The sequence below is a fragment of the Bifidobacterium sp. MSTE12 genome, from assembly GCF_000513015.1.
Taxonomy (GTDB): Bacteria; Actinomycetota; Actinomycetes; order Actinomycetales; family Bifidobacteriaceae; genus Bifidobacterium; species Bifidobacterium dentium.
The window spans coordinates 279,998-303,460 of sequence record NZ_AZYA01000007.1 but is presented as its reverse complement, the minus strand read 5'-3'; the positions used below and the strand labels follow the sequence as shown (position 1 = coordinate 303,460).

The following is a 23,463-nucleotide window of genomic DNA, read 5'->3' as shown; positions in this document are numbered from 1 at the left end:
GCTTCCAACCCTACTTCGCACGCCCTACAGCGGCGACGTTACCTGCGACGGGGCTTGCCGAAGGTGAAGGCACGGACGATGGCGACGACGCCAAGCACGATCAGGGCGCAACCGCCGAAGAGGATGAGCCATGCGGTGGAACTCACCGGGGAGAACAGCACGATGAAACCGGCCACGATCGACAACAGCGCATAGACCACGGCCCATCCGGAGCTTGGCATACGCCAGGATTCGACGAGCGCCATCACGCCTTCCATCATCCAGCCGAGACCGACCACCATGGTGATGAGCACGGCGAGCGTGGCACCAGACAGCGCGGCGTTCTTCAGTACGATCACGCCACCAACGGTCAGCAGCACGCCGATGAGGATGTCCAGCACGCGCCACCCTCCCGGCAGGCCGAGTTCCACGACCGCGGTGACGATACGAATCACGCCGGAGACCACGAAATAGGCACCCAACGCGATGGCTGCCACCTTCAAGGTGGCACCGGGCCAGATCAGCAGGGCCAGGCCAAGGATGAGGGCGACGACGCCGAGTACGCCGTAGACGCCGCGAATGGCGTTCTTCGCCTGCTGCGGCAGCCATTCCTCCACCAGCTTGAACGGGCTCACCGGCTGCCAGGAGCCATCCTGCCCCTGATTGCCGCCGGCCATATAAGGATTTCCATAAGGATTGTCGAAATAGCGCGGCGTCTGCGCCTCGTCGCGATTCCGGTCGTAGTGGCTCCGGTCGTAGGCGCCATATTCCGGCTGTTCCTGCGGATCATGCATATTCGGATCGGTCATGGTCGTTCCTTCCTTTACGTTCCGCCACTATCTTAGACAGCTTGTCTAATTCTAACCATCAACACTATTCGACAAGCTGTCTATTTTGCCGTCGGCTGATATCGGGGGTTCGGCCAAGCCGGAACACCGGCATGCATAACAACGTTTTGTCACCAAATATGGATAGTGTGAAGCCATGAGTACCACTTTGACTTCCGGCATCGATCCGGCATCGTTCTCCGCCGTGACCGCTCCGGCACAAGATCTGTTCCGCTATGTCAACGGCCCGTGGATCGACATGTACCGCCTCCCCGACGACCGCTCCCGTTACGGCTCCTTCGACAAGCTTGCCGAGGACGCCGAAAACCAGATTCACGACATCCTCGAAGACGATGACTGTCCGGCCGTCAAGTCACGCACGCTGTTCAGGAGCTTCCTCGACGTGAACGCCATCGATGCCTCCGGACTCACCGCCATCGCCGACCAACTCAACGCCATCGACGAAGCCACCGACAAGGCCGGGCTGGTGCGCGCATTGGGCGCAATGAACCCGATTGGCGGACCGGACCTATTCGGCATCGCCGTCTATGGCGATCCCGGCGCCCCGGAGACCAACATCATCCACATCGAACAGGCCGGTCTCGGATTGCCGGATGAGGCCTACTATCGCGAGGATCATTACGCACCGATCCGCGAAGCCTACGTCAAGATGGTGGCCAAGCAGCTCACCAACGCCAAACTCGTCGAAGCCGACGATGAGGCCGAATCCCAAGCCAGACGCCTCCTTGAAGTCGAGACGACAATCGCCTCGTACCACTGGGACAATGTCGCCACCCGTGATTCGCAGAAGACCTATAACCCCACCGGTCATGCCGAGCTGAGCACCATGCTTGCCGACTATGGCCTGGATGCCTGGATCGAGTCCTGGCAGGAGGCGTACAACACCACCACCGCGGCCGCGACGCAGCCGATTGATTTCGCAGGATGCTTCTCCCGCACAATCGTGCATGAACCGAGCTTCGTCAAAGGCCTCAACGCCTTCTGGGCCGCCGCCGATCTGGATGACCTCAAACTGTGGGCCCGCGTCCATGTGATCATCGGATCCACGTTGGAACTGCCACATGAGTTCGACGACACCAACTTCGACTTCTACGGCAAGGTGCTTTCCGGCCAGAAGCAGCAGCGCGACCGTTGGAAACGCGGTGTTTCGCTCGTCAACAGCGTCTGCGGCGAAGACATCGGCCGTGAGTATGTGAAACGTCACTTCCCCGAATCCTCCAAGCGGCGCATGGAACAGCTGGTCGCCAACCTCATCGACGCCTACCGCGTCTCCATCTCCAACTCCGCCTGGCTGGGCGAGCAGACCAAGGCCAAGGCGTTGGAGAAGCTTTCCAAGTTCGTGCCGAAGATCGGCTACACGAACCATTGGCGCGACTACACCGCACTGGACGTTCGCGAGGAAGCCGGATTCGCCGAGAACATGCACGCGGCCAACCTGTATGAGACGGGCTACCAACTGGCCAAGGTCGGCAAGGCGGTCGATAAGGACGAATGGCTGATGAACCCGCAGACGGTGAACGCCTACTACGAGCCAACCATGAACGTGATCGTATTCCCCGCCGCCATTCTGCAGCCGCCGTTCTTCAACCCGGATGCCGAGGACGCCGCGAATTACGGCGGCATCGGCGCGGTGATCGGTCACGAGATCGGCCATGGCTTCGACGATCAGGGTTCGCAGTATGACGGCGACGGCAAGCTCAACGACTGGTGGACCGAAGAGGACAAGGCCAACTTCGAGGCATTGACGCGCAAACTCATCGGCCAGTACAACGAGTTCGTGCCGACACAGCTCGCCGAGAAGTACTCCGATGACCCGTCCAAAGCCCCGCATGTCAACGGCGCACTGACCATCGGTGAGAATATCGGCGATCTGAGCGGCGTGAACATCGCACTGAAAGCCTACGCATTCGCTCTTGATGACGCTGCCGGCCGCGAAAAGGACGGTTCCGAGGAGGCCATTGAGTCCTCTCTGGCCGGAGCGCCTGAAATCGACGGCTTCACCGGCTTGCAGCGTTTCTTCCTGAGCTATGCCTCCATCTGGCGCACCAAGAACCGCGACGAACTGGCCGAGCAGTATCTGCAGATCGACCCGCACTCCCCCGCCGAGTGTCGCACGAACGGCATCGCACGCAACGTGGACCTGTTCTACAAGGCTTTCGACGTGACTGCGGACAACGGCATGTGGCTTGCCCCCGAACAGCGCGTGCGCATCTGGTAGACGAACAGGCCGCTAAAACTCCTGGCCGCCGAATTCCCCTTCTTCCTTGACGGATTCGGCGGCCTTCGCATATTCATCCGGCTGCACGTCAGTCGCCGGCCATCCCGAAGAATCGCCCGGTGCGTCAGCGCCGACCTCCGCCGATTGTAGTTCAGGTTCATCGTGAGGCAATACCTCCACCGGTTGCGAAACCGCCGTACCGGTCGCACCCTGCGGATTCGTGTACGGATCGACGCCGATCTGCACTCCGGCATTGGATCGGGCCGCCGGCGTCTGCGTCGCCGACTCGGCATTGGCCGCATTGGGTTTGGCGAATCGACGCAATGCGGTGACCCCATAATTGAGATCATGCCCCGCATTGCTGGCTTCAAGCACCGTGCGGGACCGCGATTCCCCGTTTTCGCCATTCCACGTCTCCGTGGCAAGCACACCGGTCACTATGACCGGCTCGCCCTTTTTGAATGATTGACAGATGTTTTCCGACAACGTCCGATACGCTTTCACCGTGATCCATGTGGTCGGCAGGTTACGCCATTGCTGCGCACGATTGTCGAAATAGTGGCGGGTGCTGGCCAGACGGAACGAGCTTGCATGAGGCATGCCCTCCCTGTTGAATGGCACCGGATTTGCGCCGACATATCCGGTGATGGTGAGTAAGCCTTGTTGCTGTGCCATAATCGGCCCTTTCTGCCAACGGATGTGGGCCGCGGAAAGTACCGAATCGGTACGGAAGCACATACGGTCAGGTAAAGGGGTATGAGAGAGAGGAGCGCCGTACGACTTCCCGCATCCTTGCGTTTCCGCGGTGATTCCACTATTGCCGATGATGACGGGCCGACGCAACGTCGAATGGGGAATGTGGATAACTGAAAGACCTCCGGGCGAGTCGTGGACAATGGGTGGACAAGACACCCACTATCCACACTCATCCACAATCGGTTGTGTATGGACTGTGCTTCGATCTCCCCACACAAACAATGCCCGTCATGATGAACGGACGCAACAAGGCCTCGGATCCCCAATATCGTAGAATCCTCGGCTTCGCTGCGCCCGTTCGGAAAACAACGGGTGGCGCTTGCCGCTATTGGAGCAGAGCTGCGACGCGGTCGGCAATCACCTGCGCCGCATCGGCGACCGGCACCGCCTCGGCGTTCTCGCCATTGCGATCGCGCACTTCAATGGTGCCATTGTTCACGGTGTCGCGGCCGGCGACGGCGATCAGCGGTACGCCGATCAGCTCGGCATCCTTGAACTTCACACCCGGTGAGACCTTCTTACGGTCATCGAAAATGACCTCGATGCCCTTGGCCTCGAGTTCGGCGATCAGCTGTTCCGCGGCTTCGAACGCTGCCGCATCCTTGCCGGTAGCGACCACATGCACCTGGGCCGGGGCGATGACGGCCGGCCAAGCCAGACCCTTGTCGTCATGGTGGGTTTCGGCGATGCAGGCCATCACACGGGACACACCGATGCCATAGGAACCCATCCACACCGGAACGGTCTTGCCGTTCTGGTCGAGCACCTTCAAGCCAAGGGCGTTGGAGTATTTCAGGCCCAGCTGGAACACCTGTCCGATTTCCACGCCACGCTCGAAGCTCAACGGGCCGGAACCGTCCGGGCTCATATCGCCGTGACGCACCTCAACGGCCTCGACGGTGCCATCGGCCTCAAAGTCACGCCCGTAGACAAGGTCATAATAGTCAACCTCATGTTCGTCGGCGCCGGTGAACCACGCGGAACCGCGGGCGATATGCGCATCCACGAAGTATCGCAGCGCTTCGCCGGTCTCTTCGGCGGCTTCGGCCTTCTTGCCATCACGGGCCTGCGGACCGAGCGCCATCGGGCCGATATAGCCCTTGACAAGTTCCGGATGCTTCTTCAGATCCTCTTCGGTGGCCTCTTCGATTTCGGCCGGGGTGAACTGAGCCTCGAGACGCTTCATATCGACCGAACGATCGCCGGGCACGCCTACGACCACGAGTTCGCGCCACGGTTCGTCATGGTTGTCGTCCTGCGGATGCATGACGGCGATTACCACGTTCTTCAGAATGTCGGAGGCCTGCCACGCACGACCATCGGAACGCGGATGGTTGGCATTGGCGAATTCGACCATCTTGTCGATGGTGGCGGCATCCGGAGTCGGACGCTTCTCGGCGGCCGGGGTGTCGGTGCAATCGATGGCTTCCGGCTCCGGAGTGGTCAACGCCTCGACGTTCCAAGCCTTGCCGGACGGAGACTGCGCGAAAGTGTCCTCGCCGATCTCCATCGGAGCCAGGAATTCCTCTGATTCGAAGCCACCCATCGGACCGGCCATGGCATGCACCGGCACATACTTCAGGTCAAGGCGGTCGAAGATGCGTTCGTAGGCACCGCGTTCGTCCATATAGGCCTTGACGAGGCCTTCCTTGTCAAGGGTGAAGGAATAGGCATCCTTCATGATGAATTCGCGGCCTCGGATCAGACCGGCACGCGGGCGGAATTCGTCGCGGTACTTGGTCTGGATCTGGTAGAGGGTCACCGGCAGGTCCTTGTACGAGGAATACAGGTCCTTGACCAGCAGGGTGAACATTTCCTCATGGGTCGGCGCCAGCAGATAGTCGGCTTCATGACGGTCCTTCAATCGGAAGATGTTGTCGCCGTATTCTTCCCAACGGTGGGTGGCCTCATACGGCTCGCGCGGCAGCAGGCCGGAGAAATGAACCTCCTGGGCGTCGATGGAGGCCATCTCCTCACGGATGATGTTCTCGATCTTGTTCAGAACGGTCAGGCCCAGCGGCAGCCAGGTCCAGATGCCCGGGGCGGCCTTGCGCAGGTAGCAGGCGCGCTGCAGGAGCTTGTCCGACACGACGTCGGCATCGGCAGGGTCCTCGCGCAGGGTACGCAGGAACATGGTAGACATACGAAGTGCTTTGGTCATACGCCCCAAGTTACTCAGGCAAGGCGACGTAACCGCTACGAACACTCGGAAAACATCTTATTTATAGGATTATAAATAAGTCATGTGGCCTGTATATAATCTCAGAAAACTGACGATTGAGCAGCGCACGTTGAGAGAGGACGGCATGTCATGCGTCACATTACCGCGCACATTTCGATTTGGAACAAACTCGGCTGGATCGGCATCATCTGCTATTTCGTATTCGCCGCAGCCGCACCGGAAGTACTGTCGGAAGGCAATACATGGGTGGGCCTGAGCATGGCCCTGCTGTGCGTGGTGTTGATTTCACTGCCATGGAAGAAACTGTTCAATGTCCTTGCGCTGGTCGGCATGATGGCATGGCTCGTCGTCACACGTGCGATTCCCGGGTTCACGTTCCTGCAGCACAATCCCATCTGGCTGCTGATCGGCTTGGCCTGCGTGATCGTCAGCTGCTGGGATCCGGATCCGGAAGACGTCGAGACGGAAGTCGAGCTCGACCCCGATCTCGCCCGCTCATTGCAGGCGATGGGCTGACCAAGGGCCACAAAGCGAATCAGAACAGGGCATCCTGGGCGAACTCGTCGTCCGCATCGCTCGACGGCAACGGCATGAAGGCAGAGGCGCCATATCTGGCAAGCGCATCGCTGGCATTCGCCGAACCAAGCCTGAGCTCGCCGTCAAGCCGCACCGCATCCGGCGAGACCAGGAACATACGCTCGTTCACGCCCGCCAGATATAACCCCTCAAGATTCTCCACCCGCGACAACGCCACATACCCCATGCCGGGCGCGAAAGTGCGCCGCAGATCCATGACCGCACGGTCGAGCGTCATCCCCTGCGACTTGTGGATCGTAATGGCCCACGCGCAGCGCAACGGCACCTGATTCACGCAGGCGAGCACGGTATCACCGTCCTGCATCTGCCAACAGTTCGGCTTCATGGTCACGATATTGCCGTTCTCGAACTCGACGATCGGCCAGCCGCCTTTGGCATCAGAGGCAAACCCACGCACCGTGCCCAAGGAGCCGTTCACAAACTGACGGTCGGTATCGTTACGCACCGCCATCACGGCAGCTCCGGTCTTGAGCAACAGATGTTCCGGCGCGAGCATGTTCCTTTTGAGCCGTTCCACCAGATTTGCCGGGCCGGAGGATTCGGCGACATACTCGTGCGGTTCCTCCCTGATCGCGAACAGACGCATGTCGTTGAGTGAATCGGCCTGTCTGTTGACCGGAAACAGATTCACGGCCCGTTGATTCGGCTCTGGCATACGGCCCAGCCGGGTCAACAGAAGATCACGATCCTCATCGCTGACGCAACCCTCCCGGATGTCGGTGAGTACGCCAAGCAGTTTGCCGTCATCTTGACGATGCTGCTCGGTCAGGTAGCAGACAACAGGGCTCAACTCCTGCCATACCAACGATTCGGTGACGAATCCCTCAGGATTGAGCCCGGCACGCGCATAACGTTCACGAGATGCCGCGAATTCCGGACTGGGCACGATCAGGTCATGATCGCGCCCGGAAACGGACACCGGCGGCAACTGGAAGAAGTCTCCGGAAAGCACCACCTGCAGTCCGCCAAACGGCCGCGAATCCTTGCGAATGATACGGCACACCTGATCGACCATGTCGAACAGCCACGCATGCAACATGGAAACCTCGTCGATGATGAGGATGTCGGCCGCCTGCAGCTTGCGCTTGCGTCGCATGCGAATGGTGGTGACGAGTTTATCGGACAGCGCGTTGGCAAGACCTATGCCACTCCATGAATGGATGGTAACTCCATTGATATGCGTGGCCGCGATGCCGGTCGACGCGGTGACCGACACGGAGGCGCCATCCGCACGCGCCTGACGTATGAATTCGTTAAGCACGTAGGTCTTACCGGCACCGGGCGCACCGGTCAGAAAGACGTTCGCGCCGGTGCCCAGAATCGCAAGAGCCTCTTCCTGCCGCATATCGCACCGCCTTCCCCTCCGTCATGTGACCGCCCGCACTCGGCTACGACCGAATCGCATGGCCGTCACCGGGCAATCGCGCCTCCGCGCGCAATCATCCGTCAGTCAATCAGCCTATCAACAACCTTGAGCACACCACGACTGGCGTTCGACGGCGCAAGATAACGTGCGGCCGCCCGCAGATCCGGATGGCCATTGGACATGGCGAACGACCAGTCACCCGCCTCAAGCATCAGCAGGTCGTTAAGATAATCGCCGAACACCGCCGTCTGTGCGGGAGTGACGCCCAACGCGCGCTGCAACGCCTCGACGCCCTGCTTCTTGTCGGTGGCCGGATTCATGATGTCCACCCAATGCTGCCCGGAGACGACCACCTGGTAATCGTTCCTTACATGAGCGAGCTTGTTGTTCGTCATCTGCTCGGAACTGCCGAAATCGAGAATCGCGAGCTTCAGGATGATTTCTTCGCCCGGAACGTAATCGTCCGGTTCGACGGCGAAATCCAGCACCTCGCGCAGGTTATCGACGATCTTCAACGCCGCGTAATACTTGCCGACCTCGTCAAGGAACGGCGTATCGGTACGCTGCACGTATGCGGTGTTGAGACCGCAGATCACCAGACCCATATCGTATTCGCCGGCGGACACGGAGGCGTTCACCATGTCGATGGTGCGACGCGTGATGCCCAGATCGACGCCATGTACTTCGACGACCTTGCCGTCCACCGCCACGACATTGCCGTTCTCCGCGATATAGGAAAGCTCTCCCCCGTCCAGTACTTCGGACGCCTTCGAAGCGAACATGTTGCGCAGCGTGGCGTACTGGCGGCCGGAAGCCGGCACGAATTCGACGCCGCGCGCACGCAGTCTGGCGAGCATGTCCCAGAAGCCTTCGGGAATCCGGCCATGTTCGTCCAACAAGGTGCCGTCCATATCGGCGACCACGAGTCGGATATCCTGCGGCTGGTCGATGGTGGTCCAGTCGGCTGCGCTCATAAGGGTCCTTTCCTGCATTGCCTTCGATTGTCGGGAAAACATCACGGACGGCATGGACCGCCGTCGTTCCATGCGCCCGAATCGATCAGTTCTCGCCGATCAGACTGGTGGCCTTGATATCGTCGGCGATGGCCTTGGCCTCGGCCTCATCCGGTCCCGGCGTCGGCGCCATGAACGCCTTGCGGTAGTAACGCAGTTCATCCAGGGACTCAATGATGTCGGCGAGCGCGCGGTGACCGCCGTTCTTCGGAGGACGGTTGAGGTAGACGGCCGGATACCAGCGACGGGCAAGCTCCTTGAACGTGCTTACGTCGATGGTGCGGTAATGTAGGTGCTCCATGAGTTCCGGCATGTAATGGTCGAGGAACTTCTTGTCGGAGCCGATGGTGTTGCCGGCCAGCAATGGCTTGACGCCGTCCGGCGTGAATCGCTTGACGTATTCGACGACCTTGGCTTGCGCCTCGTCGAGAGAAAGGCCGTGTTCCCACTCCTTGATCAGGCCGGAGCGGGTATGCATGTTGCGCACGAAGTCGTTCATATGATCCACGGCCTTCTGGCTGGGCTTGATCACGAAATCGACGCCCTCGTCAAGCACGTTCAGATCGAAGTCGGTCGGCACTACGGACACTTCGACGAGTTCGTCGCCGCCGAAGATATCCAAGCCGGTCATCTCGCAGTCGATCCAGATCAGACGCGAGCCTTCAGCGGTGTATGTTTCGCCGTCATGCGCATCTACCATTGTTGCCTCGTTTCATATGTTTGCGGCCGCGCCCGCTGCGTGGAGCCGAACATATGAAGATACCGCAGGGTAGGGAGATTCTTCCCCGCCCTGCGGTATGCGGTGCGCTCCGGTTCGTTGTTCAGCGCACGCGTTTGATGCCCAGCACGCTGATGGCGGCGATGGCGGTCATGCCGATGGCCACCGGGAACACCACCGTATAGGAGCCGAGCACGCTCACCAGCGTGGAGGTGATGGCCACGCCGATGGCCTGCCCCGCACAGGTGGCGATGTTCATGAAGCCGAGATCCTTGCCGGCGGTTTCCTTGTTCGGCAGTACATCGACGTTCAGCGCTTGGTCGACGGACAGGTACATGCCATAGCCGAAGCTGGCGATGCCGCCGAAGAGGAACATGCCCTGTTGCGTCGGGAAAATCCACGGCATGGCCAAACCGATGGCGAAGAACGTGCATGCCACGATGATCGGCGCCTTGCGGCGGTTCAGAGCGTCTGCAATCGGTCCTGCCACCAGGGACGCGATGATGGACACGATCATGGTGATCACGGAAATGACCTGGATGGAAGCCGCCGCCGACAGCTTGTCTTGGCCGATGTAATCCTGCAGGATGTACAGCTGATAGCTGAACACCATCTGGTAGGCGACGATCAGGCAGGTGCGGCAAATGAACGCACGGTAGAAGTCGGCGCAATTCTTCAGCGGCGGGGTGAGCGACGCCGCCACGACCTTCCACAGCGGCTCGTCGGTGTTCTTCGGCATGTTTTCACTGGAAGGCTCGCGTGGAGCGATCACCACGGACAGTACGCCCGCGGCCAGCGCACACATGCCTGCGCAGATGAAGCCGAGTTCCATATGTTCGATCAGCGAGGAGCCGACCAACGTACCGATGCCCTGGCCGATCACACCGCCCGCGCCGATTGCGGCGGACACGGTGGCACGCGATATCGGAGCCACCTGATCGGAGATACGGGCGTAAATCGGGGCTTGCACCATGTTCAGACCGATCAACGCCAGCACGTAGACGAGGCCGATGATCACGGCACTGATCGGACGGCTCAACGCCCAGAAGCAGACGCCGTAGATGAACGCGCCGCAGAAGATCCATGGCGTACGCCTGCCCCAACGGGTTGCGGTGCGGTCGGATAGCGCGCCGATGAACAGTGCAATGAAGATGGAAGCGATTGAGCCGACCGCGTTGATGGTGCCAAGCACCGCAGTGGAGTTGGCGATGCCGATGTCACGCAGGCGCTGCGGCACCAGCACCGACATCGTCATGTAGAAGGCCGCGCCGGACAGCACCGAAAAGGCAAGAAAGCCTCCGGTGAAACGCCACTTGGCATTATCCGCCGATCCTTCCTCCGTTACGACCGGCACGGTGGATGCGACCGTAGTGATTTTCGACATGATTATCCCCTTTACGCGATGTTTGCGATTAGTCGGCCAATTTCAGCCAGGCGCTGGTATCTTGCGGCAGCCTGCCGTCATCGGTGAGCGGTCCGGAGGCCAGCAGCACATCGCCCTGCGGCAGTGCGACCGGTTCTTCGCCGAAGTTGGTGATGGAGGCCCATCCATTGGCACGCTTGTAGGCGATGGTGCCGCCGGGGAATCCATTGGCACCGTCATGCGCTTTGCCCGGTCGGTCTTCCGGCAGCCATTCGACGCTCAGGTCGGTGGTCTGCATGTCATGGCGCAATGCCAGCACGCGGCGGTACAGGTTCAGCATGGAATCAGGATCGGCGGATTCCACGTCGACCGCAAAATCCTTGTACCATGCCGGCTGCGGGAGATGCGGTTCGGCAGTGGCGTCGGCCGGGGAGAATCCGAAGGAACCGTCGTGACCGAATTCATCGTCTGGATCATCCAGTTTCGGCGCGTCCGCGGCGACCCACGGCAACGGCACACGGCAGCCGTCACGGCCCTTGGTGCTGGCGGAACGGGACGTACGCCATGCGGACGGATCTTCCAGTTCATCCCACGGAATGTCGGCCACCTCGAACAGGCCGAGCTCTTCGCCCTGATACACGTAGGCGGAACCGGGCAACGCCATCTCCATCATGATCGCGGCGCGGGCGCGTTTGGTGCCGAGCTCGCGATTCTCTTCGAACGTGGTGCCGTCGCGCAGCAGCCAATCAAGCGCCAGACGATGATATTCGCCGGTCGGCACCTGCGGCAGGGCGTAACGGGTGGCATGACGGATCACATCATGGTTGCTCATCACCCACGTAGCGGTGGAGCCGGAACGTTCCGCGCTCTCCAACCCCTCCTCGATGGCCAGGTGCATGTCGTCGCGGATCCAGTCCTTCTTGGCGAATTCGAAGTTGAAGATCTGGCCAAGATCGTCCGGCGAGGCATACAGATGCTGTCGGCTCGGACGCACCCAGGCCTCGGCCACGGCGAACGCCGGAGGATTGTACTCGTTGAACACCTTGCGCCACTCGTGATAGATGTCATGTACTTCGTCACGATCGATTACCGGATGGGAACCGTCCTCCGGCTGGTCGTTGGTGCACCAGACCACATAGTCATCGAGGTCATCGCGGTCAAGATCCTTGGCCAAGCCGTGCGCCACGTCCACGCGGAAGCCATCGGCGCCGTGATCGAGCCAGAAGCGCAAGGTCCTGAGAAAATCGTCGCGCACCTCACGATTGTTCCAGTTCCAGTCAGGCTGTTCCTTGGTGAACATATGCAGATACCACTGGCCGTCGGGCACGCGGGTCCATGCCGGGCCGCCGAAATGGTTCTCCCAGTTGGTCGGTGGCTGATCGCCATTCGGCCCCTTGCCGTCGCGGAAGATATAGCGGTCACGCTCCGGCGATCCCGGTTCGGCTGCGAGGGCGGCCTTGAACCATTCGTGCAGATTGGAGCTGTGATTCGGCACGATGTCGACCACGACCTTGATGTCTCGTGCATGTGCGGCCTTGGCGAGTTCGTCGAAATCATCCATGGTTCCGAGCTTCGGGTCGACGTTGCGGTAATCGTCCACGTCGTAGCCACCGTCGGCCAGCTGGGACGGATAGAACGGACTGAGCCAGATGGCGTCGACGCCAAGGTCCTTCAGATAGTCGATCTTTTCGGTCACACCGGCGATCTGGCCGAGTCCCTCGCCACGGGAGTCCTTGAAGGAACGCGGGTAGACCTGATAGACCACGGCCTGCTTCCACCACAGTGCGGGATCGGTGACTTCAGTCATTTTTTTCCTCCTATCATGCAAGCGTTTGTACACCTTTTTAGCGGCAATCAATGTCACCCATCATTACTAGGCAGCATTGATTTTCCTTGCAATTATTTGACTATTCTTCGCAACCACATTGTTGTTTGTGCATTGGTTGACTAATCTCATAATAGCGCTTGCGCAAATTTTTGCAAGTCATAACCCCAGCCATCTTCAAAGTATGCCAGAAAAGGCAATAATTACAGTGTTTGCAGTCATGCAAGCGTTTTTACAAAATGGGCGTGTCGTGATATGGTAGGGTGACGAACGAAGCAAATATGAATCGCAAAACCCGACTTAAGGAGAACCGAACGTGACTCGCACCACCATCGCAGACGTGGCCAAGGCGGCCGGAGTATCCGTCTCCACCGTATCCCGAGCACTGCGTGGACTGGACAGAGTCAACCCCGAAACCAGAGAACGTGTCGAAAAAGAGGCCAACCGTCTCCACTTCTCCTTCTCGAAAAGCGCATCATCCCTGGCATCCGGCAAAACCATGCGTATCGCGGTGCTGTTGCCGAGCGAAATCAGCAGCTGGTTCAACTCCCACGCCTTCGAAGGCATCTACGAGGTGATGTCAAAGGCCGACTACGACGTCGTTCCCTACATCGTGTGGACGCAGGAAGATCTGGATCGTTTCTTCCAGAATCTGCCAGGCAATCGCAATGTCGACGCAATCATCGAAGCATCCTTCGACTTCGACGAGGCAAAGAAGCGGGTACTCGGCGAACTGACCATCCCTGTGGTCGGCATGAACGCCCCCAGCACGCACGGACTCGACGCCGGAGTCGCAATCGATGACGCGGCGGCCATGAGCGCAATCGTACGCTTCCTCAAGTCACTGGGACACAAGACGCTCGCCTACATCGGGCAACCTGTCAACGCCTCACCGTTCATCTGCTCGGACATCGTGCGCGAAAAAGGGTTTCTGGACGCCGCCAAGGAATGCGGCTACGGCGATGATGACATTATCATCGTGCCATCGTTGACCCATATGGACGTGCAAAACGAACAGGACATCTATTCCGGCATCGTCGCACAACTGCTCAGCGCACCAAAACAGCCGACCGGCATCTGCGTATCCGTCGACGCGGCGGCCGTTCCCCTTCTCAAGGAACTGCGCCGCATGGGATGGCGTGTGCCTCAGGATGTATCCGTAGTCGGATTCGATGACGATCCAAGCGCCTCGATTGTGGACATGACCACCATGCACCAGAATCCTACGGAAATCGGACGCATTGCGGCACGTAAGACACTCGCGTTGCTGGCAGGCGAAACCTTGGAGGAGCCGTTCTCCGTCATACCCACTTCCCTTGTGCTACGAAGCACCACGGAACGCGTGCATTGATTGCCCCAACTTCCCCAAATCCTGCCGTCGCGGGCCGTGTCCTGCAAGAACCGTCCCGCTGACCAACAGGCACCCTACCTCCGGGGGTGCAACCTGCGAGAACTGCCCCATTGCCCGACGGCCACAGCCCCGAACATGGCCATCAGAGGCATCACCCCGCGAGAACCGGCCCATTATCCGACGGCTACGTCCCCAGCCCCTGCTGTCATAGGCCATGTCCCGCGAGAGCCGACCCGTTGCTCGACGGTTGCGCCCCCAAACCCTGCCGTTGCGGGCCATGTCCTGCGAGAACCGGCTCGCTGCCCGACGGCTACGTCCCCGAACCCGCCGTTGCAGGCCGCCACCTGCGAGAACCGGCCCATTGCCCAACAGTCACGTCCCATAACTGCCCACGTTGGCCCATGGACCAATACCATGCCGCGACAATGGGAGAAGTTATCCACATCAGAAAAGGTTGGATTTTCAAGGTTCTTCAGCTTCCGACACGCCAATAGGCCATTCTCCGACCACAGGACGAAAAAACATCATCCGCACAAACCAAATGATTTATCTTCGCTCTCATGAGAACGAACAAGCGATGTGTCCAACTTCTTCAAGAGGCAAAGCGTGAGAGCCGATGCGCCATCCCCGCAACGCAGGCCGACGGGAAGGCGCTGCGTAAGCGAGTGGAGCACGGGGAACTTTGCTCGCCGCACCGTGGCCTCTTCATGGAGAACGAATACTGGAACACATTGGACCCTGCACAAAGAACCATTCATCAGGTTCGCGCCCTGCAGATCCAAAATCCACGAATCATCTTTGCCGGTCCGAGCGCAGTGGCCGTATATGGATATGAACATCCATGGAGCATACATGCAAGCGGAATATACCGCGCGGACTGCTCGCGCGGCAATCAAAAACCTACGAATCATGCTCTTGGGCGCATCTACATGCCAAGGATTTCCGAACGAATCATCAACGGAATACGCGTCACCACACCGGAACGGACGCTTCTTGACTGCTCGTTGATGTTCCCTTTCCGCAAGGTATTGCCCATCTTCGATTCCGCAATGGCACAGGATTCAGAGCTTAGCGAGAAAATCATGGACCTCATTCCAAGGATTCGGCGAAACACAGATGTTTTGAAGAAACTGCTTGCGTACTGCAACCCACTATCCGACAACGGAGGCGAATCGTTCACCCGTGCAACGATGATCGAGGAAGGATTCCAAAATCCGCTCATCCAGCACGTAATCCATGATCCATCCGGTGGCGGTAAATGGTATCGGGTCGATTTCATCTGGTTCCTGCCTGACGGACGGATTATCGTCGCCGAATATGATGGCATGGCGAAGTACACCGATCCCATGATGACCGACAGGAAAAACATCCAGACAATCGTCAATGAACAACGAGATCGCGAGCAGTCGCTCTGCAGTTGGGGCGTGACCAAAATAGTACGTTTGTATTACGAAGACGCAGTGAATCGAACTGGCCTGGTAAGCAAGCTCTGCCAAGCCGGAGTGCCTCGCCCGTTCGTACGAATGCAACCCAGTTTGTCATAGACGGTCTTCGGACCGGGGATTGATTCATCTGCACTCGAAATGCATCGGATTCGTGCGGGAATCATTCTCAGTGGCTGGTTTTTGGGGCAATAAGCCGGTTCTCTACGGCCACAGCTCCAGATGTGGTGCTTGGGGCACGGTTGCAGGGTAACGGACCGGTTCTCGCGGGGCGCGGCCCCTGATGACCATGTTCGGGGTTGTAGCTGTTGGGTAATGGGCCGGTTCTCGCAGGGCACGGCCCGCAACGGCGGGGTTGGGGGGCGCAACCGTCGGGCAACGGGTCGGCTCTCGCGGGACATGGCCTATGACAGCAGGGGGTTGGGGAGGTAGCCGTCGGGCAACGGAACGGCTCTCGCAGGATACGGCTTCCGGAGTTGGGGTCTGGGGCATGACTGTCGGGCAATGGGATGGTTCTTGCAGGACACGGCCCGCAACAGCAGGGGTTGGGGGCGCAACCGTTGGGTAACGGACCGGTTCTCACAGGCAAAAGCCCATTCAATCACATGGCGGACCATTATGGCGGCCCGTTCCAAGTCATTCAGTACCTACAAACAAAAGGTGGTATCAAACCATAAAGGTTCGATACCACCTCATAGCTGCCGCCCGGCCCACCGGCCGGTCAGGCTCACTGACGACCGGAGTAGTTCGGCGCCTCGGCAGTCATGACGATGTCGTGCGGGTGGGATTCGCGCAGACCAGCGTCGGTGATGCGGATGAAACGTCCGCGTTCCGGCATTTCGGCGATGTTGTGGGCGCCGATGTAGAACATGGACTGGTGCAGGCCGCCGATCATCTGGTACAGCACGGCGTTGAGAGGTCCGCGGTACGGCACTTCGCCTTCGACGCCTTCCGGAACGACCTTGTCGTTGGACGTGACATCGGCCTGGAAGTAGCGGTCCTTGGAGTAGGACTTCTTGCCGCGCGGAGCCATGGCGCCAAGGGAGCCCATGCCACGGTACAGCTTGTACTGCTTGCCGTGCAGGAGCACCTTCTCGCCCGGAGCCTCTTCACAGCCTGCGAGGGTGCCGCCGAGCATCACGGAGGATGCGCCGGCCACAAGAGCCTTGGCAATGTCGCCGGAGTAGTGGATGCCACCGTCGGCGATGCATGGAACACCGGCGGCACGGCAGGCCTGAGCGGCCTCATACACGGCGGTGAGCTGCGGAACGCCGACACCGGCGACCACGCGGGTGGTGCAGATGGAGCCCGGACCCACGCCAATCTTGACGGCGTCGACTCCGGCGTCGATCATGGCCTGTGCGCCCTGACGCGTCGCCACGTTGCCGCCGATGATATCGACGCCCTTGAAAGCGGAATCGGACTTGAGACGGCTAATCATGTCGAGGGCGAGCTTGGCCTCACCGTTAGCGGTATCGACCACGAGCACGTCCACGCCGGCCTCCATCAAGGCGGAGGCACGGTTGTAGGCATCGCCCAGGAAACCGATGCCGGCGGCAACGCGCAAACGGCCCTGCTCGTCCTTGGTGGCATCCGGGTACTGCTCGGTCTTGACGAAGTCCTTCACGGTGATCAGACCGGTCAGATGGCCTTCGGCGTCGACCAGCGGCAGCTTTTCGACCTTGTACTTGGCCAGCAGGTCGTGGGCGTCTTCCTTGGAGATGTTGGACGGACCGGTGATCAGATGCTCGCGGGTCATCACGTCGGAGACCTTGAGGTGATCGTAATCCTCGGAAGCGATGAAGCGCATGTCGCGGTTGGTGATGATGCCGACGAGCTTGTTGTCCTTATCGACGACCGGCAGGCCGGAGATATGGAAACGGCCGCAGAGCTTGTCGAGATCGGCCAGCGTCACATCCGGGCTCACGGTGAGCGGATTGTTGATCATACCGGATTCGGAACGCTTGACGACATCGACCTGAGCGGCCTGATCGTCGATGGAGAGGTTGCGGTGCAGCACGCCGATGCCGCCGTTACGAGCCATGGCAATGGCCATGTCGGACTCGGTGACGGTATCCATGGCGGCGGAAATGGCCGGAACCTTCATCGTGATGTTACGGGTCAGATGAGTGGTGGTGTCCACCTCGGACGGAATGACATCCGTCTCGTTCGGCAGCAACAGCACATCATCATAAGCGAGGCCAAGCTGAGCGAAAATCGGTGGAAGTGGAGCGTACGTGGAATCTGCATTCATATCAGGAATTGTAGCCATAGACACACTATATGAACGCGTGCTGACTTAGCGCGACACGACGGAATCTACACGGAAACCAGTCGTAAGGCCGGTACGTCACATAACCCCGTGGCCGTTCATAGGGGTGCATCGTTTCCGTAGGATTCGCGGATGCGGCTCAGTCGTGCCTGGCATGCTGTGCGTCGGCCCGGGCGTTCTCTTCGCGCAATTCCGGAATCCTATGTTTCAGATAGGGATACATCGTGGCGATCGTCAGCAATACGGTCGCAATCAGGAAACCGATCAGCACATGCTGCGCCTTGAAGAACAACGTCATAATCGAACCGAATGCGATCAGCGCAGCCCAGCCCCACAGAATCAGCACGGCTCCCTGCACGGAATGACCGATGCGCAACATGCGGTGATGCAGATGCATTCGGTCAGGATGCATCGGCGATTGCCCTTTGCTCACACGCCGTACGATCGCCAGGCACATGTCGAGAATCGGCAGGAACAATACCAGAATCGGCAGCAGAATCGGCATGAATACCGGCAGATAGATGCTGGCATGGATGGTGGCCGGATCGAGCCGGCCGGTCATGACGATGGATGCGCATGTAATCAGATAGCCGAGCAGCATGGAACCGGAATCGCCCATGAACAGTTTCGCAGGATGCCAGTTATGCAGGATGAATCCGACGCACATGCCGACCATGGCGATGTCGATCAACGTCGCCATCGACGCGTACGACGGCGAATTCCGGGCGATGATATACGAGTAGATGGCGAATGCGATGCCACCGATGGCGACGATGCCGGAGGCGAGGCTGTCAAGACCATCTACGAAATTCACGGCATTGATGGAGGCGACGATGAGGAACGCGGTGATGGCCATGGAGAGACTCGGCGATGCCGTCACCAACGAGCCCAATGGCAGCGAGATGATCTGCAGGCCGCCCCATGCCACGAATACGGAGATCAGCAGCTGCCCTGCAAGTTTGAGCATCCAATCAAGATCCCACAGGTCGTCGGCCATGCCGAGCAGGCTGATCATGACCGCGCCGGCAAGAATCACCCACGCCTGCTTCGATTGCGCGAACAGCACTTCGATGAACGGGATCTTCGACGCGAAGAGCATGGAAACCGTAAAGCCCATGAGCATGCCGAGACCGCCCAGCCGCGGCGTCGGAATGGTGTGTACGTCGCGTGCGCGCACCTCTCCGACGGCGCCGATTTCGATGGCGACGTGGCGAATCAACGGTGTGATCAGATAGGTGACTCCGCCGGCGATGGCCGCGATGAACAGGTAGATTCTCATATGCCCAATGCACCGCCATTCAGGGTCAGCGCCTTACGGATCACGGCTTCGCGTATCACTCCCTCTCGAAGGATCGAGATACCGTCGCGTCCGTGAGGATCGGCCGCGACCACCGTGGACGACACATGCCCTGGCGTCGCCCCTCCATCGAGATACAGGTCGACGGCATCGCCCAAGGCCTCGACCGCCTCGTCGACGGTCTGCGCGCTTTCCTCGCCGGAACGGTTTGCGCTGGTTGCCGCCAGCGGGCCGACGGCGCGCAGGATGCGCAATGTGGCGGCGGAATTCGGAATGCGTACGCCCTGCGTGGTTTTGCCGGTGGCCGGATCCCTGCGAATCGTGGCCAGCGAACAGTTGTCTCGCGCTTCGGCAATCGGCGAGAACGCGCCCGGCATGAACATGGCGGCCAGCCGGTTCAACGGCACCGGAAGATCGAGCCGAAGCGCGTCCAGACCGTCGATCGAAGCCAACAGCACCTGCAACGGCTTGTATTTCGGCCGCTGCTTGACCATGTAGATTTTCCTGATGGCCTCGACGTTGCGTGGGTCGCAGGCGACGCCATACACCGTATCCGTAGGAATCACAATCAATCCGCCGTCACGTATGATTTCGACGGCCTGGGCCAGGGATTCGTCCGTAATTGTGCGAACCTCGCTCATGACACCTCCCTCATAGCCTTGTCGACCTCACTATTGTAAGGCAGAACATTACGCACCAAGATAGGCCTTGCGTACCTGCTCGTCATGCAGCAGATCCTGTGCATCGCCTTCCATGGTGATGCGCCCGGTTTCGAGCACATATGCACGATCGGCGATTGATAGCGCCATTTTCGCGTTCTGCTCGACCAACAGTACGGTGATTCCTTCGTCATGAAGCTTGCGGATGATGGCGAAGATCTCCTTGACCAGCTTCGGCGACAGACCCATCGACGGCTCGTCCATCAGAATCGTATTCGGGTGGCTCATCAACGCACGCCCCATGGCCAGCATCTGCTGCTCACCGCCGGACAGCGTACCGGCCAGCTGGTTACGGCGTTCCTTCAGTCGCGGGAAGTAGTCGAACACCATGTTCAGGTCGGCGGCCATGTGGGAGCGGTCCTTCAGGCTGAAGGCACCCATCTCGAGATTCTCCTGCACACTCATGCGCGTGAACACGTGGCGGCCTTCAGGAATGTGCGCCATGCCAAGGGTCACGATCTTGTTGCTGTGCGTTTTGAGCAGGTCAACGCCATTGAACATCACGGAGCCGGATTGCGCCGGAGTCAGGCCCGTGATGGTGTGCAACGTGGTCGTTTTGCCGGCACCGTTCGCGCCGATCAGCGATACGATCTCACCGTCGTTCACGGTAAGGCTGATGTCTTTGACCGCTTCGATCGCCCCGTAGGAGACGCTCAGATTCTTGATTTCCAGCATCAGGCTTCCCTCCCCTCGGCGGTTTCGTCGGTGTCATCGGCACCCAGATACGCGGAAATCACCTGCGGATCGTTGGCGATTTCCTCGGGCAGTCCCGATGCGATGGTGCGTCCGTAGTCGAGCACCTGGATGCGCTGGCACACGTTCATGACGAGACTCATGTCATGTTCGATGAGCAGGATGGCGATGCCGAAACGATCCCGGATCACGTTGATGCAGTGCAGCAGATCTTCGGTTTCCGTAGGATTCATGCCGGCCGCAGGCTCGTCGAGCAGCAGCAGTTTCATGCCGGTCGCCAGCGCACGCGCGATTTCCAGCTTGCGTTGCGCACCGTACGGCAGATTCGCCGCTTCGGTGTTGGCCAGACCTTCCAGACCGAAGATGCGCAGCAGGTCGATGGCCTTGGCATGCATGTCACGCTCCTGCTTCCAGAACTTCGGCGTTCGGAAGATCGCACCGCCCAACCGATACGTGAAGGACTGGTCGAACGCGACAAGCACGTTCTCCTCCACGGTCATCTTGTCGAACAGACGAATGTTCTGGAAGGTCCTTGCGATGCCGGCACGCACCACCTGATACGTTTTCTTGCCGTTCATACGCCTGCCGTCGAGGAAGAATTCGCCTTCGGTCGGCTGATACACACCGGTCAGCAGGTTGAACACGGTGGTTTTGCCGGCGCCGTTCGGGCCGATCAGTCCGACGAGTTCGCCCGCGTTGATGGTCATGTTGAAGTCGGAGACGGCTTTGAGGCCTCCGAAGGTGATGCCGAGGTGTTCGGCGCGCAGAATCGGTTCGCTCATGCCTTCGCCTCCTTGTCATCGGCGTCATCGGAGGATTTCCCGGCGGTCTTTGCCACGGTGGCGGACCTGCCGTGCGCCTTGATGCGCGACGGATAGAACAGCTTGTTCACGAGTTTCGGCAACGAGAACTCCCAGTTGCCGAAGATGCCCTGCGGACGGAACACCATGATGAGCACGAGCACCACCGAATAGACCAGCATGCGGTATTCGGAGAAGGCACGTAGCAGTTCAGGCAGAATCGTCAGGCCCACGGCGGCCACGATGGAGCCGGTGAGTGATCCCATGCCGCCGAATACCACCATGATCACGTAGTTGATCGACTGCAGCCAGCCAGCCATGCTTGGCGTCAACGCGCCGATGTACTGCGCGAAGATACCTCCCGCGATGCCCGCGAAGAACGCGGAAATCGCAAACACCATAACCTTCAGGTAGGTGATGTTGATGCCGGACGCGCCGGCCGCGATCTCATCGTCGCGAATCGCCTTGACCGCACGGCCGTACCGTGAACGGGCGAACATGAACAGCAGCACCACGGTCACGACGGTGATCCAGAAGACCACATACAGATTGGCAAGACGGTCGATGCCGATCAGTGCCTGTCCCTGCTGGCCTTCCGACAGGCCCTTGCCTCCGGCCACTTTCAGATTCTGGATGATCACACGGATGATCTCACCGAAGCCGAGCGTGATAATCGCAAGATAATCGCCGTGCAGTCGCAATGCCGGAATGCCGACCAGGATGCCGAAGATGCAGGCAACCACACCGCCCGCGAAGGTGACGAGCAGGAATCGTAGCGTCGCATCCATCTGCACGCCGTTGGCGACGAGTAACTTGCTGAGCAAAGCCGCCGAATAGGCGCCGATCGCCTCGAATCCGCAACAGCCGAGCGTAAGCTGGCCGAGCACGCCGATGGTGAGGTTCAGCGACGTGGTCATGATCACCGCAATGCAGCAGGTCATGATGATGCCCTTGACATACAGCGAGGCCACGCCGGTTTCGCACACGGCCATGAGCAGGCCGAACAGCACCGCCACGCCGATGGCGCATACCAGATACGACTGCTTGATGGAAAGCATCGATTTCTTCATGATCACACCTTCTCGCTTTCCGGCTCACCCATCAGACCGGACGGCTTGACCAGCAGCACGATGATCAGGATGCCGAACACGATGGCATCGGAGAACGCCGATGTGATCACGCCAGCGGTGATGGTGCCGATATACGCCTTGGTGAGGCTTTCGACCACGCCGATCACCAGACCGCCCACCATGGCGCCCGGAATGGAACCGATGCCGCCGAGCACCGCGGCGACGAAGGCTTTCAGGCCCAGCATGGCGCCCATCATCGGGGAAACCTGCGGATACGAAACGCAGTACATCAGCGAGGCCACCGCGGCCAGACCGGAGCCGATGGCGAAGGTGAGGGTGATGGTGGAGTTCACGTTGATGCCCATCAGAATCGAGGCTTCCTTGTCTTCGGAGACCGCGCGCATGGCTTTGCCTTGCTTGGTGTATGTCACGAACAGCTGCAGCGCGACCATGATGACCAGGCCCAACAGCACCGTCAGGATGGTGGCACCGTCGATCTTGAGCCCACCGAGCGCCAAGGTCGGAATCTGGATGACGGTGGGCACGGTCTGATAGTCGGCGCCGAAAATCGCCTGGGAGCCGTTTTCCAGCAATAGGCTCATGGCGATGGCGGTAATCAGGGCGGTCATGTTGTTGCCCTTTTCGCGCACCGGCTTGTAGGCGGCCTTTTCGACGATCACGCCGACGGCCACGCATACGAGAATCGCAGGAACGACGGCAAGCCATGCGGGAAGACCGCAGGCGAGGATGAACGGAATGGTAAGCATGAGCACGTAGGAGCCGACCATGATGAAGTCGCCGTGCGCGAAGTTGATCAGTCGGATGATGCCGTAGACCATGGTGTAGCCTAATGCCACCAGCGAATACACGCTGCCGATTTTCAGACCGTTGAAGATCTGACTGATGAACATGATGATCTGATCGCCCATCATTCCCCCTTTCTTGTTGCGTTAT

19 protein-coding genes are annotated in these 23,463 nt (G+C 59.6%); 4 read left to right on the top strand and 15 right to left on the bottom strand.

The genetic code is table 11. From position 1 onward, the window contains the following. Positions 1-38 precede the first annotated feature (38 nt). Positions 39-788 (bottom strand): HdeD family acid-resistance protein, encoded by a 750-nt coding sequence (locus tag HMPREF1494_RS02145; protein WP_034519064.1) that lies wholly within the window; start codon positions 786-788, stop codon positions 39-41. A gap of 175 nt (positions 789-963) precedes the next feature. Between HMPREF1494_RS02145 and HMPREF1494_RS02140 the strand changes: the two genes are divergently transcribed. After that, positions 964-3,045: a M13 family metallopeptidase gene (locus HMPREF1494_RS02140; protein WP_034519060.1), complete on the top strand. Its 2,082-nt coding sequence runs from the start codon at positions 964-966 to the stop codon at positions 3,043-3,045. Positions 3,046-3,057: 12 nt separating this feature from the next. Here HMPREF1494_RS02140 and HMPREF1494_RS02135 read toward each other — a convergent pair whose 3' ends face one another. Together HMPREF1494_RS02135 and HMPREF1494_RS02130 are read right to left on the bottom strand one after the other, a co-directional pair. Further along, the gene (locus tag HMPREF1494_RS02135; protein ID WP_231495292.1) at positions 3,058-3,720 is read right to left on the bottom strand and encodes a single-stranded DNA-binding protein; all 663 of its coding nucleotides are present in this window, start codon (positions 3,718-3,720) and stop codon (positions 3,058-3,060) included. Between the two features lie 406 nt (positions 3,721-4,126). Then, positions 4,127-5,962: a proline--tRNA ligase gene (locus HMPREF1494_RS02130; protein ID WP_003837037.1), complete on the bottom strand. Its 1,836-nt coding sequence runs from the start codon at positions 5,960-5,962 to the stop codon at positions 4,127-4,129. A gap of 150 nt (positions 5,963-6,112) precedes the next feature. On the opposite strand from HMPREF1494_RS02130, the gene HMPREF1494_RS02125 reads away from it, so the two are divergent. Continuing rightward, positions 6,113-6,499: a hypothetical protein gene (locus HMPREF1494_RS02125; RefSeq protein WP_003837038.1), complete on the top strand. Its 387-nt coding sequence runs from the start codon at positions 6,113-6,115 to the stop codon at positions 6,497-6,499. 19 nt (positions 6,500-6,518) lie between these two features. On the opposite strand, the gene HMPREF1494_RS02120 is transcribed toward HMPREF1494_RS02125, so the two are convergent. The 5 genes from HMPREF1494_RS02120 to HMPREF1494_RS02100 all read right to left on the bottom strand — a co-directional run bounded on the left by HMPREF1494_RS02120 (position 6,519) and on the right by HMPREF1494_RS02100 (position 12,847). Continuing rightward, the gene (locus tag HMPREF1494_RS02120) at positions 6,519-7,925 is read right to left on the bottom strand and encodes a PIF1 family DEAD/DEAH box helicase (protein WP_003837039.1); all 1,407 of its coding nucleotides are present in this window, start codon (positions 7,923-7,925) and stop codon (positions 6,519-6,521) included. Positions 7,926-8,026: 101 nt separating this feature from the next. After that, entirely contained in the window at positions 8,027-8,920 is an 894-nt protein-coding gene (locus HMPREF1494_RS02115) for a Cof-type HAD-IIB family hydrolase (protein ID WP_034519209.1), read from the bottom strand. Between the two features lie 85 nt (positions 8,921-9,005). Next, complete coding sequence (gene orn / locus HMPREF1494_RS02110) at positions 9,006-9,659, bottom strand: oligoribonuclease (RefSeq protein ID WP_003837043.1); 654 nt, start codon at positions 9,657-9,659, stop codon at positions 9,006-9,008. A 121-nt stretch (positions 9,660-9,780) separates the two neighbouring features. Then, on the bottom strand, positions 9,781-11,061 hold the full coding sequence (locus tag HMPREF1494_RS02105) for an MFS transporter (RefSeq protein WP_034519050.1): 1,281 nt from the start codon (positions 11,059-11,061) through the stop codon (positions 9,781-9,783). Positions 11,062-11,089: 28 nt separating this feature from the next. Then, positions 11,090-12,847: a glycoside hydrolase family 13 protein gene (locus tag HMPREF1494_RS02100; protein WP_034519046.1), complete on the bottom strand. Its 1,758-nt coding sequence runs from the start codon at positions 12,845-12,847 to the stop codon at positions 11,090-11,092. 334 nt (positions 12,848-13,181) lie between these two features. On the opposite strand from HMPREF1494_RS02100, the gene HMPREF1494_RS02095 reads away from it, so the two are divergent. After that, the gene (locus HMPREF1494_RS02095; RefSeq protein WP_034519043.1) at positions 13,182-14,216 is read left to right on the top strand and encodes a LacI family DNA-binding transcriptional regulator; all 1,035 of its coding nucleotides are present in this window, start codon (positions 13,182-13,184) and stop codon (positions 14,214-14,216) included. Positions 14,217-14,776: 560 nt separating this feature from the next. Beyond that, positions 14,777-15,760 (top strand): CTP synthase, encoded by a 984-nt coding sequence (locus HMPREF1494_RS02090; RefSeq protein ID WP_034519038.1) that lies wholly within the window; start codon positions 14,777-14,779, stop codon positions 15,758-15,760. A gap of 625 nt (positions 15,761-16,385) precedes the next feature. On the opposite strand, the gene guaB is transcribed toward HMPREF1494_RS02090, so the two are convergent. The 7 genes from guaB to HMPREF1494_RS02055 form a co-directional block, all read right to left on the bottom strand. After that, positions 16,386-17,930: an IMP dehydrogenase gene (guaB, locus tag HMPREF1494_RS02085; RefSeq protein ID WP_003837053.1), complete on the bottom strand. Its 1,545-nt coding sequence runs from the start codon at positions 17,928-17,930 to the stop codon at positions 16,386-16,388. A 139-nt stretch (positions 17,931-18,069) separates the two neighbouring features. After that, positions 18,070-19,209 (bottom strand): MraY family glycosyltransferase, encoded by a 1,140-nt coding sequence (locus HMPREF1494_RS02080; RefSeq protein WP_034519034.1) that lies wholly within the window; start codon positions 19,207-19,209, stop codon positions 18,070-18,072. Further along, entirely contained in the window at positions 19,206-19,868 is a 663-nt protein-coding gene (locus tag HMPREF1494_RS02075; RefSeq protein WP_034519022.1) for an L-threonylcarbamoyladenylate synthase, read from the bottom strand. Before HMPREF1494_RS02075 ends, HMPREF1494_RS02080 begins: the two co-directional genes overlap by 4 nt. 48 nt (positions 19,869-19,916) lie before the next feature. Next, on the bottom strand, positions 19,917-20,621 hold the full coding sequence (locus HMPREF1494_RS02070; RefSeq protein ID WP_003837080.1) for an ABC transporter ATP-binding protein: 705 nt from the start codon (positions 20,619-20,621) through the stop codon (positions 19,917-19,919). Next, positions 20,621-21,421 (bottom strand): ABC transporter ATP-binding protein, encoded by an 801-nt coding sequence (locus HMPREF1494_RS02065; protein ID WP_003837083.1) that lies wholly within the window; start codon positions 21,419-21,421, stop codon positions 20,621-20,623. The genes HMPREF1494_RS02070 and HMPREF1494_RS02065 overlap by 1 nt, the downstream gene beginning before the upstream one ends. Further along, positions 21,418-22,509: a branched-chain amino acid ABC transporter permease gene (locus tag HMPREF1494_RS02060; RefSeq protein ID WP_003844886.1), complete on the bottom strand. Its 1,092-nt coding sequence runs from the start codon at positions 22,507-22,509 to the stop codon at positions 21,418-21,420. The genes HMPREF1494_RS02065 and HMPREF1494_RS02060 overlap by 4 nt, the downstream gene beginning before the upstream one ends. 2 nt (positions 22,510-22,511) lie before the next feature. After that, positions 22,512-23,438 (bottom strand): branched-chain amino acid ABC transporter permease, encoded by a 927-nt coding sequence (locus tag HMPREF1494_RS02055; protein WP_003844912.1) that lies wholly within the window; start codon positions 23,436-23,438, stop codon positions 22,512-22,514. Between the last annotated feature and the right edge of the window lie 25 nt (positions 23,439-23,463).

Coding starts and splice junctions, on each gene's coding strand:
- HMPREF1494_RS02145 (WP_034519064.1), bottom strand. CDS start 788: ATGACCGATCCGAATATGCATGATCCGCAGGAACAGCCGGAATATGGC.
- HMPREF1494_RS02140 (WP_034519060.1), top strand. CDS start 964: ATGAGTACCACTTTGACTTCCGGCATCGATCCGGCATCGTTCTCCGCC.
- HMPREF1494_RS02135 (WP_231495292.1), bottom strand. CDS start 3,720: ATGGCACAGCAACAAGGCTTACTCACCATCACCGGATATGTCGGCGCA.
- HMPREF1494_RS02130 (WP_003837037.1), bottom strand. CDS start 5,962: ATGACCAAAGCACTTCGTATGTCTACCATGTTCCTGCGTACCCTGCGC.
- HMPREF1494_RS02125 (WP_003837038.1), top strand. CDS start 6,113: ATGCGTCACATTACCGCGCACATTTCGATTTGGAACAAACTCGGCTGG.
- HMPREF1494_RS02120 (WP_003837039.1), bottom strand. CDS start 7,925: ATGCGGCAGGAAGAGGCTCTTGCGATTCTGGGCACCGGCGCGAACGTC.
- HMPREF1494_RS02115 (WP_034519209.1), bottom strand. CDS start 8,920: ATGAGCGCAGCCGACTGGACCACCATCGACCAGCCGCAGGATATCCGA.
- orn (WP_003837043.1), bottom strand. CDS start 9,659: ATGGTAGATGCGCATGACGGCGAAACATACACCGCTGAAGGCTCGCGT.
- HMPREF1494_RS02105 (WP_034519050.1), bottom strand. CDS start 11,061: ATGTCGAAAATCACTACGGTCGCATCCACCGTGCCGGTCGTAACGGAG.
- HMPREF1494_RS02100 (WP_034519046.1), bottom strand. CDS start 12,847: ATGACTGAAGTCACCGATCCCGCACTGTGGTGGAAGCAGGCCGTGGTC.
- HMPREF1494_RS02090 (WP_034519038.1), top strand. CDS start 14,777: ATGAGAACGAACAAGCGATGTGTCCAACTTCTTCAAGAGGCAAAGCGT.
- guaB (WP_003837053.1), bottom strand. CDS start 17,930: ATGGCTACAATTCCTGATATGAATGCAGATTCCACGTACGCTCCACTT.
- HMPREF1494_RS02080 (WP_034519034.1), bottom strand. CDS start 19,209: ATGAGAATCTACCTGTTCATCGCGGCCATCGCCGGCGGAGTCACCTAT.
- HMPREF1494_RS02075 (WP_034519022.1), bottom strand. CDS start 19,868: ATGAGCGAGGTTCGCACAATTACGGACGAATCCCTGGCCCAGGCCGTC.
- HMPREF1494_RS02070 (WP_003837080.1), bottom strand. CDS start 20,621: ATGCTGGAAATCAAGAATCTGAGCGTCTCCTACGGGGCGATCGAAGCG.
- HMPREF1494_RS02065 (WP_003837083.1), bottom strand. CDS start 21,421: ATGAGCGAACCGATTCTGCGCGCCGAACACCTCGGCATCACCTTCGGA.
- HMPREF1494_RS02060 (WP_003844886.1), bottom strand. CDS start 22,509: ATGAAGAAATCGATGCTTTCCATCAAGCAGTCGTATCTGGTATGCGCC.
- HMPREF1494_RS02055 (WP_003844912.1), bottom strand. CDS start 23,438: ATGGGCGATCAGATCATCATGTTCATCAGTCAGATCTTCAACGGTCTG.